Annotated in this window: 12 protein-coding genes and 1 pseudogene; 4 read left to right on the top strand and 9 right to left on the bottom strand. The window is 44.2% G+C overall.

The genetic code is table 11. The features are described 5' to 3' along the window. Positions 1-122: 122 nt before the first annotated feature. The 5 genes and pseudogenes from lon to ITG09_04985 all read right to left on the bottom strand — a co-directional run bounded on the left by lon (position 123) and on the right by ITG09_04985 (position 6,488). On the bottom strand, positions 123-2,474 hold the full coding sequence (gene lon / locus ITG09_05005) for an endopeptidase La (GenBank protein ID UPR52995.1): 2,352 nt from the start codon (positions 2,472-2,474) through the stop codon (positions 123-125). Between the two features lie 132 nt (positions 2,475-2,606). After that, positions 2,607-3,887: an ATP-dependent protease ATP-binding subunit ClpX gene (gene clpX / locus ITG09_05000; protein UPR52994.1), complete on the bottom strand. Its 1,281-nt coding sequence runs from the start codon at positions 3,885-3,887 to the stop codon at positions 2,607-2,609. 81 nt (positions 3,888-3,968) lie between these two features. After that, a complete protein-coding gene (gene clpP / locus ITG09_04995) occupies positions 3,969-4,595 on the bottom strand; it encodes an ATP-dependent Clp endopeptidase proteolytic subunit ClpP (protein UPR52993.1) in 627 nt (208 codons plus the stop codon). Between the two features lie 105 nt (positions 4,596-4,700). Then, positions 4,701-5,999 (bottom strand): trigger factor, encoded by a 1,299-nt coding sequence (gene tig / locus ITG09_04990; GenBank protein ID UPR52992.1) that lies wholly within the window; start codon positions 5,997-5,999, stop codon positions 4,701-4,703. Between the two features lie 254 nt (positions 6,000-6,253). After that, a pseudogene (locus ITG09_04985) lies at positions 6,254-6,488 on the bottom strand (hypothetical protein). A 151-nt stretch (positions 6,489-6,639) separates the two neighbouring features. Between ITG09_04985 and ITG09_04980 the strand changes: the two are divergent. The 3 genes from ITG09_04980 to ITG09_04970 all read left to right on the top strand — a co-directional run bounded on the left by ITG09_04980 (position 6,640) and on the right by ITG09_04970 (position 10,089). Then, positions 6,640-8,439, top strand: a complete 1,800-nt coding sequence (locus ITG09_04980) for a sensor histidine kinase (GenBank protein UPR52991.1) — start codon at positions 6,640-6,642, stop codon at positions 8,437-8,439. Positions 8,440-8,487: 48 nt separating this feature from the next. Beyond that, positions 8,488-9,837, top strand: coding sequence for a sigma-54-dependent Fis family transcriptional regulator (locus ITG09_04975; protein UPR52990.1), 1,350 nt, complete (start codon positions 8,488-8,490; stop codon positions 9,835-9,837). A 78-nt stretch (positions 9,838-9,915) separates the two neighbouring features. Then, the gene (locus tag ITG09_04970; protein UPR52989.1) at positions 9,916-10,089 is read left to right on the top strand and encodes a hypothetical protein; all 174 of its coding nucleotides are present in this window, start codon (positions 9,916-9,918) and stop codon (positions 10,087-10,089) included. Between the two features lie 73 nt (positions 10,090-10,162). Here ITG09_04970 and ITG09_04965 read toward each other — a convergent pair whose 3' ends face one another. From ITG09_04965 to ITG09_04955, 3 genes are all read right to left on the bottom strand, one after another. Further along, positions 10,163-11,524, bottom strand: a complete 1,362-nt coding sequence (locus ITG09_04965; protein ID UPR52988.1) for a TRAP transporter large permease — start codon at positions 11,522-11,524, stop codon at positions 10,163-10,165. 2 nt (positions 11,525-11,526) lie between these two features. Beyond that, complete coding sequence (locus tag ITG09_04960) at positions 11,527-12,282, bottom strand: TRAP transporter small permease (GenBank protein ID UPR52987.1); 756 nt, start codon at positions 12,280-12,282, stop codon at positions 11,527-11,529. A 64-nt stretch (positions 12,283-12,346) separates the two neighbouring features. Beyond that, positions 12,347-13,342 (bottom strand): TRAP transporter substrate-binding protein, encoded by a 996-nt coding sequence (locus ITG09_04955; GenBank protein UPR52986.1) that lies wholly within the window; start codon positions 13,340-13,342, stop codon positions 12,347-12,349. Positions 13,343-13,964: 622 nt separating this feature from the next. Between ITG09_04955 and ITG09_04950 the strand changes: the two genes are divergently transcribed. Next, positions 13,965-14,372: a thioesterase family protein gene (locus ITG09_04950; GenBank protein UPR52985.1), complete on the top strand. Its 408-nt coding sequence runs from the start codon at positions 13,965-13,967 to the stop codon at positions 14,370-14,372. 20 nt (positions 14,373-14,392) lie between these two features. On the opposite strand, the gene ITG09_04945 is transcribed toward ITG09_04950, so the two are convergent. Further along, on the bottom strand, positions 14,393-15,226 hold the full coding sequence (locus tag ITG09_04945; protein UPR52984.1) for a 4'-phosphopantetheinyl transferase superfamily protein: 834 nt from the start codon (positions 15,224-15,226) through the stop codon (positions 14,393-14,395). Positions 15,227-15,231 lie beyond the last annotated feature (5 nt).

The raw sequence follows: 15,231 nt of genomic DNA, 5'->3' as shown, positions 1-15,231 counted from the left end.
AGCCGCAAGCCTTATTGCAAAAGGGCTGCAGCTTTGATCAATAACTTAGCGTCCAAAAAAAACGCTGACAAGCCTTTTCGGGCCTATCAGCGTAATTCTTTACTTATTTTTGCTATGCATCACTATTTTTTCACGTCAAACTCGACCCCTGACGGATCTCGTTCTAGCGCTACTTTAAGTACTTCATCAATCCACTGAACCGGAATCACTTTCAAGTCAGCGATTACGTTGTCTGGAATCTCTTCCAAATCACGCTCATTGTCTTTAGGAATCAGTACAGTTTTGATACCGCCACGGTGTGCTGCAAGCAGTTTTTCTTTCAAGCCACCGATAGGTAAAACTTCACCACGAAGGGTAATTTCACCTGTCATACCGACCTCAGCTTTAACAGGGTTACCCGTCAAGCTAGACACTAATGCAGTACACATTGCGATACCCGCACTCGGGCCGTCTTTTGGTGTTGCACCTTCAGGTACGTGAACGTGAATATCACGCTTCTCGTAGAAATCTGAATTAATACCCAGATTTTCCGCACGAGAACGAACCACAGTCATTGCCGCTTGAATCGATTCTTTCATCACATCACCAAGAGAACCGGTTTGCGTTAGCTTACCTTTACCTGGCATTGATTCAGTTTCGATAGTCAGTAGATCGCCACCAACTTGAGTCCACGCTAAACCAGTCACTTGACCGATACGGTTACTCTCATCCGCCTTACCGAAGTCATGACGTTGAACACCCAAGTACTCTTTCAGGTTATCAATGTTAACCGTTACAGACTTAAGGCTACTGTCTAGCAGGATATTCTTAACTGCTTTACGGCAGATCTTAGAGATTTCACGCTCTAGGCTACGTACACCTGCTTCACGCGTGTAATAACGAATAATGCCGATGATTGCAGAGTCTTCAATCTCAATCTCATGAGGCTTCAGACCGTTGCGTTGAACTTGCTTGTCCAACAGGTGGCTCTTAGCAATGTTCAGCTTTTCATCTTCTGTGTAACCAGACAGGCGAATTACTTCCATACGGTCCAGTAGTGGGCCAGGAATGTCCATTGAGTTAGACGTTGCCACGAACATCACATCAGACAGATCGTAATCGACTTCTAGATAGTGATCGTTAAATGCGTTGTTTTGCTCTGGATCTAGAACTTCTAGAAGCGCTGAAGATGGGTCGCCACGCATATCAGAAGACATCTTATCGATCTCATCTAATAGGAACAGTGGGTTCTTAACACCAACTTTAGACATCTTCTGAATCAGTTTACCCGGAAGTGAGCCGATGTACGTACGACGGTGACCACGAATCTCAGCTTCATCACGAACACCACCAAGCGCCATACGCGTGTACTTACGACCCGTTGCCGCAGCAATCGAACGACCTAGCGAGGTTTTACCTACACCAGGAGGACCAACAAGACAAAGGATTGGACCTTTTAGCTTGTTGATACGGTTTTGTACTGCCAAGTATTCAAGAATACGTTCTTTAACACGCTCTAAGCCGTAGTGATCTTCGTTTAAGATCTCTTCCGCTTTCGCTAAATTCTTTTTCACTTTTGAACGCTTAGCCCAAGGAACACCCACCATCCAATCAATGTAGCTACGTACTACCGTTGCTTCAGCAGACATTGGCGACATCATTTTCAGTTTTTGCAGTTCTTGCTCGGTTTTTTCACGAGCTTCTTGAGGCATCTTAGAATCTTCGATCTTCTTCTTCAGAGTCTCGAATTCATCAGGTGCGTCGTCCATCTCGCCAAGTTCTTTCTGAATCGCTTTCATTTGCTCATTCAGGTAGTACTCACGCTGAGATTTTTCCATCTGCTTCTTAACGCGGCCACGGATGCGTTTTTCAACTTGCAGGATGTCAATTTCTGACTCCATTTGGCCCATCAAGAATTCCAGACGTTCAGTGACATCTAAGATTTCTAGAACGTGCTGCTTGTCTACCAGTTTGAGTGGCATGTGCGCAGCAATGGTATCAGCAAGGCGAGCGGCCTCATCAATACCGTTCAGAGACGTTAGAACCTCTGGTGGAATCTTTTTGTTTAGCTTAATAAAGCCTTCGAATTGATTGATCGCACTGCGAACAACCACTTCTTGTTCTTTTTCGTCAAGTTCTGAGGTAACAACGTATTCGGCATCCGCTAAGAAGAATTCACTTTCTTTGAACTGGTGAATTTTTGCACGCTGCTGACCTTCAACAAGTACTTTAACCGTACCATCAGGGAGCTTTAGTAACTGAAGAATAGTAGCGACTGTACCTACGTTAAATAGGTCGTCGATTGAAGGCTCATCAGTGTCCGCTTCTTTCTGCGCTACAAGTAGTACTTGTTTGTTAGCTTCCATTGCCGATTCAAGGCATGTAATCGATTTTTCACGACCGACAAACAATGGAATAACCATGTGTGGGTAAACCACTACATCACGTAGAGGTAGCACGGGGATTTCGATACGCTCGGAACGTTCCAAGTTCATATATTTCTCTCTTCCGCTTTAACTTATAAAGCAGTATATGGGGCTTAAACGACTGGATTCAATGGAAGAATAAAAAAAAGGAGGTAATTGCTTACCTCCTTTTTCAATTTGAGTGACTTGTCTAAAAAAGACCTACTCTGCAACAGCTGCTTGATTATCTGAGTTGCTGTAAATCAACAGTGGTTCTGACTCACCATTAATTACAGACTCATCAATCACAACCTTGCTTACATCAGTTGAAGATGGCAGTTCGTACATAGTTTCTAGTAGAACACCCTCCAAGATAGAGCGTAGACCACGAGCACCTGTTTTACGGTTCATTGCTTTCTTAGCAATTGCGCGTAGGGCGTCTTCACGGAATTCTAACTCTGTATCCTCAAGCTCAAATAATGCTGCGTACTGTTTTGTCAGTGCATTCTTTGGCTCGCATAGGATTTGGATTAGCGCTTCTTCATCAAGCTCTGTCAGTGTTGTTGTCACAGGTAGACGACCAATGAATTCTGGAATCAGACCGTACTTCACTAGATCTTCAGGTTCTACTTGAGTGAACAACTCACCAATAGTTTTGGTTTCGTCTTTTGAACGCACTTCTGCGCCAAAACCGATACCTGAACCTGTTTCTACACGCTGTTCAATCACTTTATCTAGGCCTGCAAACGCACCACCACAGATAAATAGGATCTTAGACGTGTCCACTTGCAAGAACTCTTGCTGTGGATGCTTACGACCACCTTGAGGTGGAACTGAAGCAACTGTACCTTCAACAAGTTTTAGTAGAGCTTGCTGTACACCTTCACCAGACACGTCACGCGTGATGGATGGGTTTTCAGCTTTACGAGAAATCTTATCGATTTCATCGATGTAAACAATGCCACGTTCCGCTTTCGCTACGTCGTAATCACATTTCTGAAGCAACTTCTGGATGATGTTTTCAACATCTTCACCCACGTAACCCGCTTCGGTTAGTGTTGTTGCGTCTGCCATTGTGAAAGGAACGTCTAGGAAACGAGCCAGTGTTTCAGCAAGTAGCGTTTTACCACTACCAGTAGGACCGATAAGAAGAATGTTACTCTTACCTAGCTCTACGCCTTCAGCTGTCGTATCACCATTACGTAAACGCTTGTAGTGGTTATAAACTGCAACTGCTAGCACTTTCTTCGCGTATTCTTGACCGATTACATAGTCGTCAAGATGCTCACGAATCTCACGCGGCGTTGGCAGCGATTCAGATTCTTTCTTAGGAAGAACATCTTTAATTTCTTCACGAATAATGTCGTTACAAAGATCGACACATTCATCACAAATGTAAACAGAAGGACCTGCGATTAACTTGCGAACTTCGTGTTGGCTTTTGCCACAGAAAGAGCAGTAAAGCAGTTTACCGCTACCACCCTCTTTGCTTTTGTCTGTCATTCGCTAACCTCTTAGCCTTAACTCTCTATGCTTGAGTGTATATCAATTTGAATCACTTTGCGTTAAACAATTGCCCTGCAATTATTGACCGCGGTGATTAAGAACTGAATCCACCAAGCCGTATTCTACTGCTTGATCAGCAGACATGAAGTTATCACGATCTGTATCGCGCTCAACAACTTCTAGAGGCTGACCAGTGTGCTCTGCCAATAGTTTGTTTAGCTTTTGTTTGATCGTTAGGATTTCTTGCGCGTGAATTTGAATATCAGACGCTTGGCCTTGGAAGCCGCCAAGTGGCTGGTGAATCATTACACGTGAGTTTGGAAGCACGTGACGCTTACCAGGAGTACCACCCGCTAGTAAGAATGCACCCATAGAGCAAGCTTGACCCATACATACTGTGCTCACGTTTGGCTTGATGAACTGCATTGTGTCGTAGATAGACATGCCTGCTGTTACGCTACCGCCAGGTGAGTTGATGTAAAGATAGATATCTTTGTCTGGGTTTTCTGATTCCAAGAAAAGCAGTTGAGCCACGACAAGATTTGCCATGTGGTCTTCCACTTGACCGGTTAAGAAAATGATACGTTCTTTTAATAGACGAGAATAAATATCGTAAGAACGTTCACCACGGGAAGTCTGTTCAACCACCATAGGAACTAGTGCGTCCATAATCGATGGCATTGTGTTTTTTTCTTGGTAGCTCATATTCTTATGTCCCTAAAATAAATGGCCCGAATGATTAAATCATACGGACCATTGTTAGCAGAATTGTTGACCGTACGTCAACCTTCTACGTCAGATATTACTATATTAAGCAGGTTGCTGATTCATTAGCTCGTTGAAGCTAACTTCTTTATCAGAAACTTGAGCTTTAGCGATGATTGCATCAATAGCTTGCTCTTCTAGAGCAACATTGCGCATGTTGTTCATCATTTGCTCGTTTTGCTCGTAGTAAGCAATAACTTCTGTTGGATCTTCGTATGCTGTAGCCATCTCTTCGATGATAGCTTTAACTTTCTCGTCGTCAGCTTTTAGTTCTTCAGTCTTGATTACTTCACCAAGAAGAAGACCTACAACTACGCGACGTTTAGCTTGCTCTTCGAACAGCTCACGTGGAAGTTGGTCAGCAGCTTCAGTGTTGCCACCAAAACGTTGAGCAGCTTGTTGACGTAGAACACCGATTTCTTGATCGATAAGAGCAGAAGGTACGTCGATGTTGTTTTCGTTAACTAGACCGTCGATAGCTTGCTCTTTGATGCGGTTCTTAACAGCTTGCTTAAGCTCACGCTCCATGTTCTTACGAACTTCAGCTTTAAGACCTTCAACGCCGTCAGCAGCACCGAACTTAGAAACGAATTCTTCGTTTAGTTCTGGAAGCTCACGAGCTTCAACTTTGTTCAGCTTGATAGAGAACTTAGCTGCTTTACCTTTTAGGTTTTCAGCGTGGTAATCTTCTGGGAAGTTTACTTCGATTTCGAATTCCATACCTGCTGTTTTACCAACGATACCGTCTTCGAAGCCAGGGATCATGCGACCAGCGCCCATCTCTAGTGGGAAGTTCTCAGCTTTGCCACCTTCAAACTCTTCACCGTCGATAGAACCAACGAAGTCGATAGTTGCACGAGAACCAGCGTCAGCAGCAGCTTCAACTTCAGTCCAAGTTGCTTGTTGCTTACGTAGAGTTTCGATCATCTCTTCAACGTCAGCTTCTTTAACTTCTACTGCTGGTTTCTCAACAGTGATGTTTTCTAGACCTTTCAGCTCAACTTCTGGGTAAACTTCAAAAGTTGCGTTGAATACTAGGTCAGCGCCTTCGTTGTTTTCAACTGGTGCGAAAGTTGGTGCGCCAGCTGGGTTGATTTTCTCTTTAACGATCGCTTCGATGAAGTGACGTTGCATTACTTCGCCCATCACGTCTTGACGTACTGCTTTGCCGTACATTTTAGCAACCATCTTCATTGGCACTTTGCCTTTACGGAAACCATCGAAACGACGGTTTTTCGCGATGTTGCGTAGTTCAGCTGTAACTGCATCTTCGATGTTAGCAGCAGGAACAGTAATATTAAGACGGCGCTCTAGGCCTTCTAGCGTTTCAACAGTAACTTGCATTATATAAACCTCAAAACTGGCTCAGTAATCTGAGCATATGAGCCGTAACTTAGCTTTAATTCAAAAGCAGACGTTGTTGGCTGCATCCTTGTGTAGTGCTCTATCCGAACACCTAATTTAAAATCGAGCATTGATGTCTGAATTGATTATTCAACCAAACACCAGACTAATCAGCGATATCTTCGTTCTTCACGCGTCGATTAAAACGCAATAAAGCTTGTTTTCAGAAACAAGAAAGGTATCTCCGATTAGCCTCAGGACAGAAATTTTAGACGCGACATTCTAGCGATCTGTTTAATCTCTGTCGAGCCGTTCACCTCTGGTTGATGATGAATGCTCTAAATTCGTCCAACTAAATGATACAAAAACGATCAAATCATCACTTAGCACAACAGAAATGGGGACAATAGCGACTTTTTCAAGGGAATCGAGGGCTTTTTTTGCTAAAAACCTTAAAAAGAGATCTTGCTCTTGTTTTACCCCTCAGAGTCGATAACTTTTTCAACAATCCTCGTTACAAACCCTTAACCTACACCCATCTGTTCACTCTCCGCTTTCAGCAAAAACTACCGCTATTTGCTACCATAAACGAGAGAAGACAGGCTTGATTGTTTACCAAAGAAATTAGCGGAGAGCCTTCATGTTTCAAGCTTTTAGAATCCCAAGCCTATTCATGGTCATATACACTTTACTGATGGTGTTTGGCGGTCATTGGGTATGGAGCACAAGCCATGAAAGTTTGTTAAATGATCATCAATCTAAGCTGGACCGCTTTTCTGTTCACATTTCCAGTCAATTGGACAAGTTCGCGCACATTCCAGAACTGCTTTCAAAGGACAAAGAGCTGGTCGATGCCCTGCACTCTCCAAGTAACTCCGCGCAAATCGAACTCACTAATCGTTATCTAGAGCACGTAAACTCGGTGATTCAAGCATCCGACACCTACCTACTAGACAGCATCGGCACCACCATTGCGGCCAGTAACTGGAATCAACCGCATTCTTTTATTCGTCGTAACTTTGCTTTCCGCCCCTACTTTCAAGAAGCAATTATTGATAATGAAAATCAATATTTTGCGCTAGGTTCAACCTCAGGAAAACGAGGCTATTATTATTCTTACCCTGTCTCTTATGCCGCCGAGATTATTGGCGTCATTGTCGTAAAGATGGATTTATCGCTGATTGAAACAAGTTGGAAAGGCAAACAGAGTTTTTTTGTTGCTGACGATAAAGACCAGATCGTATTTATGTCGAGTAACCCTGAATGGCTGTTCAAAAGCCTTCAGCCACTAAGCGAAGCACAACACACTCGAATTCAAGAAAGCAGGCAGTATCTCGATACAAAAATAGAAAGCCTGCACTTCTCCGGCGATTTAGACAGTGCGACCAGTCGTATTGAGTCGCCACACAAACTTGTCCAAGAGCAGTTCTTTAGCTCTTCACGCTTCCTAGCCGAACCACAACTCACCATACGGGTATTTTCTCCAACACACTTAGTTTGGTGGGATCTGGTGGCTTACCTAGTGGTTCTGAGCCTTATCTTTGCGATTATTTATCTAACGATGCAGCTCAATCACCATCGACAACAAAGACGCACTCAGATAGATAGGCTGCAATCCGAAGCTAAACAAAAACTTGAATTTCAAGTACTTGAGCGTACATCTGAGTTGCATGTCGAGATCAAACATCGTATCGAAACCGAACATGTACTGAGGCAAACCCAAGATGAGCTCATCCAAGCCGCCAAACTGGCAGTGTTGGGGCAGATGTCAGCAAGCATCAGTCACGAGCTAAATAACCCGCTCGCTGCGATTCGCAGTTATGCCGACAATGGCCGACTGTTTCTTGCCAAAGAAAAAACCGATCGTGTTGATGACAATCTCTCGCGAATCTCGGCACTCACTGAACGCATGGCGAAAATCAGCCACCAGCTTCGCTCTTTCGCCAAGAAGTCCACCGCGGAAGAGCTGCATGAGTTGCAAATACTCCCTGTATTACATTCATCGAAAGAGCTGATGAAGCCACAACTCAAGAGTGAGCGAGTTAAGGTCAACGAACTCCCTGAAACCTTTGATGCTTGCGTGATCGCCAACGCAATTCAACTGGAACAAGTGATCATTAACCTGCTGACCAACGCGATTCAGGCGATGGAACAACAAGACGACAAACAATTAGCTATTCTGTTAGATATTAGGGAGTCCGGCCATCAACAAGCCAATACCTTGCTGATTCATGTCGATGATAACGGCCCCGGCTTCACCTCCCCTTCGAGCGGAAACTTTTTTGAACCCTTCCATACCACCAAGAAAAACGGACTCGGGCTTGGGCTATCAATCTCTCAACAAATAATCAGCGGAATAAATGGCAAGCTCGTTACCGGTAGCAGTCCTCAAGGTGGTGCTCGATTCAGCATAGAGTTGCCCCTTGTTGAACAAGAATAGCAAGCAAAAACTCAGCGATAATCAGTATAAAAGAGTAAAGGAATAACTATGTGTCACGTCTACTTCATTGATGATGAATCTGACCTAAGAATGGCGATTGAACAGAGCTTCGAGCTCGCTGATATTGATGCCGAATTCTTCCCCGATGCGGAGTCTGCTCTGCTCGCGATTCAAGAGAATGGATTGCCTCATGTGATCATCACTGATATCTGCTTGCCAGGTATCTCGGGGCATGACCTGCTCAACACCGTCATGCATAAAGACAAAGAAATTCCCGTGATTATGATTACTGGTCACGGCGATATTTCGATGGCTGTTCAAGCAATCCAATACGGCGCCTACGACTTCATTGAAAAACCTTTCGCCAATGAACGTCTAATCGAAACCACAAAACGAGCGATAGAAAAACGCCAACTCACCCTTGAGAACCTTGAGTTAAAACGTTCACTCAAGGCCAGCCAAGCGCTGGGCCCAAGGATCATTGGTGACACGCAATCCATGACCGAGTTACGTTCCATCATCACCCATGTTGCCGACACCAATGCCGACATATTGCTCTTTGGTGAAACAGGCACAGGTAAAGAGTTGGTTGCACGTTCTCTGCATGAACAAAGCAGTAGGCGAGAACAAAACTTCGTCGCGGTCAACTGCGGTGCGGTCCCTGAAAACCTGATTGAAAGTGAACTGTACGGCCATGAGAAAGGGGCATTCACTGGCGCAGAAAGCAAGCGAGTGGGTAAATTTGAATTTGCTCAAGGCGGAACTCTGTTCTTAGATGAAATTGAGTCTATGCCGATGCAGGCACAAATTCGCCTGTTGCGCGTCTTGCAAGAACGTGTCATCGAAAGGGTTGGGTCTAATGGTTTAGTCCCTCTAGACATTCGAGTGATTGCCGCCACCAAAGTCGACCTAAAGAAAGCAGCTGAAGAAGGGACGTTTCGACAAGACCTTTATTACCGACTCAATGTCGTCACCTTGGATCTACCGCCGTTAAGAAGCCGCCAAGAAGACATCCCTGCACTCTTCCATCACTTCTTACTGGTCGCTGCAGCGCGTTATGGGAAAACAGCCCCTGCGCTTCCACAAAAAGAACTGCATGCGCTTTTAGCTCACAATTGGCCGGGAAATGTGCGTGAATTACGTAATACTGCAGAACGTTTTGTGTTGTTAGGTAAGCTTTCTCACATGTCAGACAGCGCCCCTGAAATTGCTCAAGAACTTTCCTTGGCAGAACTGGTATCTGACTTTGAGAAAAATACGTTGAAGCAAGCACTTATTGAATGCAATGGCAGCATAAAAGAGACCATGGAGAGGCTGCAATTACCGAGAAAAACCCTCTACGATAAAATGCAAAAACACCAACTAACAAAAGAATCTTATAAGGTAGAACCAAACTAAATTAGATTTGAGAGCGAGATCACCTATACTTATTTAAACAACAGGATGCTATGCAATAAATATAATAAGGAAGTCGTTATGGGTGAGAAAACAAAAGTGCCATCGATTACCGATACTTTCGAGATAGATGGTATTTTTTATACTGACAATCATGTCGATCTATACACGCCAGAATTAGAGGCAAAACGCGCTCTGTATGAGCAGATAAACCCTCATTCAAATCGTGGTAAAAATATAGATGAGGAGGTCTAGTGACCTCCTCATTTTTTATGGATTAAATCCCATCTCAGTGAATGACTCAAATAGCTACTTGGACTTAGAATAGCTACTTGGTTATGATTTCCGGCCCCATCAAGGTGGTCGGTAACCATGTTGATACCCAAGGCACGTAAGTCACGATAATCAGGAATAAGAACATCACGCCAACCCACGGTAATGCGGCTTTTACCACGTTCATCATCGACATCTTGGCGACACCTGCGGTCACAAACAAATTGAGCCCGACAGGCGGCGTTATCATCCCTATCTCCATGTTCACCACCATCATGATACCTAGGTGAATTGGGTCGATACCGAGCGCAATGGCAATTGGAAATACCAATGGTGCCACGATGATCAACAAGCCTGATGGCTCCATGAACTGACCACCAATCAAGAGTAAAACGTTCACTACAATCAAGAAGGTGATCGGCCCTAAGCCTGCAGATAGCATAGACTCAGTGATCATTTGAGGAATGCGTTCCTCGGTCAGTACGTGTTTAAGAATCAATGCGTTAGCAATGATAAACAGCAACATAATCGTCAATTTACCCGCATCGTAAAGTGTGTCTTTGGTGTCTTTATGGAAGAAGGTTTGGAACACTTTAACCAGTGCTGGCTTGGTGTTGTTCTTATCCGCAAACGGGCCCATGTCTTTATAGATAAAGTTGGCAATGAAGAACGCATAAACCGCTGCAACTGCCGCCGCTTCTGTCGGAGTAAATATACCGCCGTAGATACCACCTAGAATGATAACAATTAGCAGCAAGCCCCAACTTGCGTCTTTCGCAGCAGCAAACATCTCGCCCCAGCCAACAAATGGCTGTGCGGGAATCTTCTTAATACGTGCCGCAATGTAGATAGCAATCATCAACATCACACCCGCCAACAGGCCGGGAATCACGCCGCCTAAGAACATACGACCTACCGACACATCAGTCGCCGCTGCGTATACCACCATCACGATTGACGGTGGAATCAATATACCCAAAGTACCCGCATTACAGATAACCCCTGCCGCGAATTCTTTTGTATAGCCGTTTTTGATCATGCCTGCGATAACAATACTACCGATTGCTACTACCGTTGCTGGAGACGATCCAGATAGTGCTGCGAACATCATACATGCCACAACCGACGCCATCGCTAAACCGCCGCGGAACCAACCGACCATTGCGATAGCAAAACGGATAATACGTTTCGCCACACCACCCGTGGACATGAAGCTAGAGGCCAAGATAAAGAAAGGAATCGCTAAGAGTGTGTAGTGGCCTGCAAATGCATTAAACAGCGTTTGTGCAACGGATGCCAAAGAAGCATCTGAATGCATCAACAAGAATATGACGCTTGATAAACCGAGGGAAATCGCAATTGGCACACCGACCAACATGAAAGCAATTACCATTAAAAACAGAAATAACATTGCCATGATTAGTCTTCCTTACCGTTAGATTTTGTACCCGACTCGTTCGCCTTGCTTTGCTTAGTCGAATCCAATACCGCTGTTGCGTCTTCATCAGAACCCGCTAACACATCAGCTTTCAATGCATCCAGATCTTCTTCGGCTTCATGCCCTGCAATCATGCGATCAAGCTTGCCCGTCGCCACTTGATAAGCAATTTGGATGAATCGGAACGTCAGCATTGCCATACCAATCGGTAGGGCCATGTAAGGAATAAAACGTGGCAGTTTCTCGTATCGTTCGCCTTCATTCATCCAGTCAGAAAGAAACTGAAGCATCTCGGGCATTGGAATATCATCGGTCTCATACCAGGCGCGCTCAGTCGCAAACGGGTACCAATAATTCCAAGAACCGATAAGAAGTAAGATTGAGAATGCTAGGCAGCTTGCAACGGCAATTAACGCATACACTTTACGTAGCCTTTCTGGGGCAAGGTTAATGATGACATCAACACCAATGTGGAAGTGTTTTTTAACGCCATAAGATGCGCCCACTAACACCATCCAAGCGAACATGAACACAGTCAGTTCTAGTGCCCACAAGATATTGCCATTGAATGCGTATCGAAATACCACGTTGGCAAAAGTAAGTAGCGTCATTGCGCCAAGGAAAAATGCGATTAATGACTCTTCAATCACATCCGTAACTCTTCCGACTTTGGAAAAAACAGAGGTTTCCAGTGCTGATTCGCTAGAATTTGGTTGTTCCATTTGAGGCTTTTCCATAATTGACTCCGCTTATAATTGTTTTAATAAGGAGTGACGAACACTCGCCACTCCCTTAGCGGTGTTATTGGTTTGAAGCTAACGCTGCATCGATAAGATCTGAACCGATGTCTTTTTCAAACTTCTTCCATACTGGTTGAAGTGCAGCTACCCATGCTTCACGCTGTTCAGGCGTAAGTGTACGAACCTCACCACCCGCTTCGATGATGTTGTTTTTGTTCGCTAGGTTAACTTTTGAAGATTCTGCGTTACGCGTCTCAGACACTTCTTGAACGATAGTGCCAAGTTGTGTGCGTACATCTTCAGGCAAGTCTTTCCAGAAGTCGTTTGACGTTACAACTAGGTAATCCAAGATACCGTGATTGGTTTCAGTCACGCCGTCTTGTACTTCGAAGAACTTCTTACCGTAGATGTTTGACCATGTGTTCTCTTGGCCATCGATAACCTTAGTTTGTAGGCCTCCGTACACTTCTTTGAAAGACATCTTTTGTGGGTTAGCGCCTAGCTGTTCAAACTGAGCCACCAATACATCTGATGCTTGAACACGGAATTTCAAACCTTTTGCATCTTCAGGGCTGATAAGAGGTTTGTTTGCCGACATCTGTTTCATGCCATTGTGCCAAAACGCTAGGCCTTGTAGACCACGACGCTTCATCGCATTCTTCAGCTTTTCACCAGATTCTGAGTTTTGGAAACGGTCAACGGCTTCTACGTCTTCAAATAGGAAAGGAAGGTCAAAAATGCGGTACTTCTTAGTGAACTTCTCAAATTTAGACAGCGATGGCGCCGCCATTTGAACATCACCATTTAACAGGGCTTCCAGTACCTTATTATCATCGTAAAGTGTTGAGTTAGGGAAAACTTGCATACAAGCTTTGCCATTCATTTCCGTGTTTACTCGCTCTTCCAGTAAAGAAGCGGCGATGCCTTTCGGGTGCTTATCAGTATTGGTTACATGACTGAATTTAATCACGATTTCACCAGGGTCACAGTTTGCAGCAGCATTAAAACTAGTGAGCGCAAGAGCAGATACAGACAGCAGGGTAAGAGGCTTAAACATTATTATTCTCCTTAGTAAACAAAGCAGCCCTTCAATGGGAACTGCGTGCTTTCACTAAGGCAATTAGCGCGCCACATTAACACAAATCATTAACAAGCCTTTAACCATAAGGCTTCATGATATCGGCCTGCAGTAGTGACCAACTCGCCGCAAAAATTAATGGGTGGAAAATGACACATAGAATATTTGTAAATGGGTGGAAGCTGACCAACATATTAGGGCGTGTTGACCTTTCGAGCTGATTTTTGCAGCGAGTTGCTGGGTATTTATACAAGGCAAAGGCTTTGATGTGTAGCTAGCCTACATGAGAAGCCGATAACGTAGTAGAAATGACCAGCAAACGCTGCCCGAAGGGTTCGGCTAAAAGCGTTTTACTCTTTGTTGAGGGAGATTTGCTTAGAATGACTAGGCTACTTCCCCCTCGCCGCGATTAAAACGCTTTTATCTCGAACAAAATTTAACCACGAAAGGTCAACACGCCCTAGTAATGAATAAGGCCGAATGAGGTCTGACCAAAAGCTCAATAGTCGATGATGCCTTGAAGTAATTTCTACCTATCCTGTAGAGTGCTGCACAACTTAGTCAGATTTACTACAACGCTACTTAATAAGAGTTGATATCAATGAGCCAGATCTACCATCACCCAGTACAAATTTACTATGAAGATACCGATCACTCAGGTGTGGTTTATCACCCTAACTTTCTAAAGTACTTTGAGCGTGCACGCGAACATGTATTGGGTAGCGATAAACTGGCAACATTGTGGAATGAACATGGATTAGGTTTTGCGGTATATAAAGCCAACATGACTTTTCAAGATGGTGTTGAGTTCGCAGAGATCTGCGACATCCGAACCTCTTTTGAACTCGATGGCAAATACAAAACGCTATGGCGACAAGAAGTGTGGCGTAAAGATGCGACTAAACCTGCGGTGATTGGTGATATTGAAATGGTTTGCCTAGATAAAGACAAGCAACTGCTGCCAGTGCCTGCCGAAGTATTGAAAGCGATGCTTGGGGAAACGAGTTAATTTTGTCTCACCAAACTCGCTTAAAAGAGATGAGACGACGAAAAGGTTCTCATCTCTAATTGCATTGGAAGGTTCGCCCCACCAAGCGTAACAGCAAATCGGTACTGGTCATCTAATCGACCCAAGCAACATTGCCAAGCTGTAGAAATATCGTCTTCTTGAACAGAATCCAAATCCAACCCAATCCCACTATGTAGTTTGATTTCGCTATACAACCCTGATTTAGCATCCGATGAGCCGAGTTCTAGTATTTTCTCGGCCAAAAATGTTTGCTTGGACAAATTAGAGAAATCAAACGAGAAGCTTCGCAACGATGTCGCTAGCCCCTTGCCCGTCGCTTTGATGTACGACTCTTTCAATGCCCACAGATCGAAAAAACGTTCTCTCTGTTCTTCTTTGTTGAGTTTAAGTAAATCCGTCAATTCTTTATCTGAAAAATAGTGCTTCATGATCGAATCGATATTGGTCGAGCTTCTTGCATGTTCAATATCAACACCCAGCTGAACTTGCTTCCCTTCTCTCTGGCAAACTGCAATTAACAAATGTTCTTTGCTATGACTGATATTGAAATTCAGGCCGGTTTCTATTTGTTGTTTCTCAATTAAACTTGGCTTTCCTTTCTCACCATATTCAAAGCGCCACTCTTCAGGCATCAAATCAGAATAGCTAGACAGCACCTTTCTTAGGTAGTTTCGTACATATAAAGCTTGAGTCTGAGATGAGGGCATTCGATAGCGCTCAACTTTGGCTATCTCGTCGGCCGTCAGTCTATTTTTGAGCTGCGATACACTGTCTGGCTGGTCATTCAAGTTACTCAAAGAACATAGCCACAAATCAACAACGGGAGTTTTCATTTAAC

Origin of the sequence: Vibrio cyclitrophicus, from assembly GCA_023206055.1 — a bacterium.
Classification (GTDB): domain Bacteria; phylum Pseudomonadota; class Gammaproteobacteria; order Enterobacterales; family Vibrionaceae; genus Vibrio; species Vibrio cyclitrophicus_A.
This window is presented reverse-complemented; position numbering and strand designations above follow the sequence as displayed.

Bases quoted from the DNA above. Each gene is read 5' to 3' on its own strand.
- clpP (UPR52993.1), bottom strand. From the start codon at position 4,595: ATGAGCTACCAAGAAAAAAACACAATGCCATCGATTATGGACGCACTA.
- ITG09_04965 (UPR52988.1), bottom strand. From the start codon at position 11,524: ATGGCAATGTTATTTCTGTTTTTAATGGTAATTGCTTTCATGTTGGTC.
- ITG09_04980 (UPR52991.1), top strand. From the start codon at position 6,640: ATGTTTCAAGCTTTTAGAATCCCAAGCCTATTCATGGTCATATACACT.
- ITG09_04970 (UPR52989.1), top strand. From the start codon at position 9,916: ATGGGTGAGAAAACAAAAGTGCCATCGATTACCGATACTTTCGAGATA.
- clpX (UPR52994.1), bottom strand. From the start codon at position 3,887: ATGACAGACAAAAGCAAAGAGGGTGGTAGCGGTAAACTGCTTTACTGC.
- ITG09_04950 (UPR52985.1), top strand. From the start codon at position 13,965: ATGAGCCAGATCTACCATCACCCAGTACAAATTTACTATGAAGATACC.
- tig (UPR52992.1), bottom strand. From the start codon at position 5,999: ATGCAAGTTACTGTTGAAACGCTAGAAGGCCTAGAGCGCCGTCTTAAT.
- ITG09_04955 (UPR52986.1), bottom strand. From the start codon at position 13,342: ATGTTTAAGCCTCTTACCCTGCTGTCTGTATCTGCTCTTGCGCTCACT.
- lon (UPR52995.1), bottom strand. From the start codon at position 2,474: ATGAACTTGGAACGTTCCGAGCGTATCGAAATCCCCGTGCTACCTCTA.
- ITG09_04945 (UPR52984.1), bottom strand. From the start codon at position 15,226: ATGAAAACTCCCGTTGTTGATTTGTGGCTATGTTCTTTGAGTAACTTG.
- ITG09_04960 (UPR52987.1), bottom strand. From the start codon at position 12,282: ATGGAAAAGCCTCAAATGGAACAACCAAATTCTAGCGAATCAGCACTG.
- ITG09_04975 (UPR52990.1), top strand. From the start codon at position 8,488: ATGTGTCACGTCTACTTCATTGATGATGAATCTGACCTAAGAATGGCG.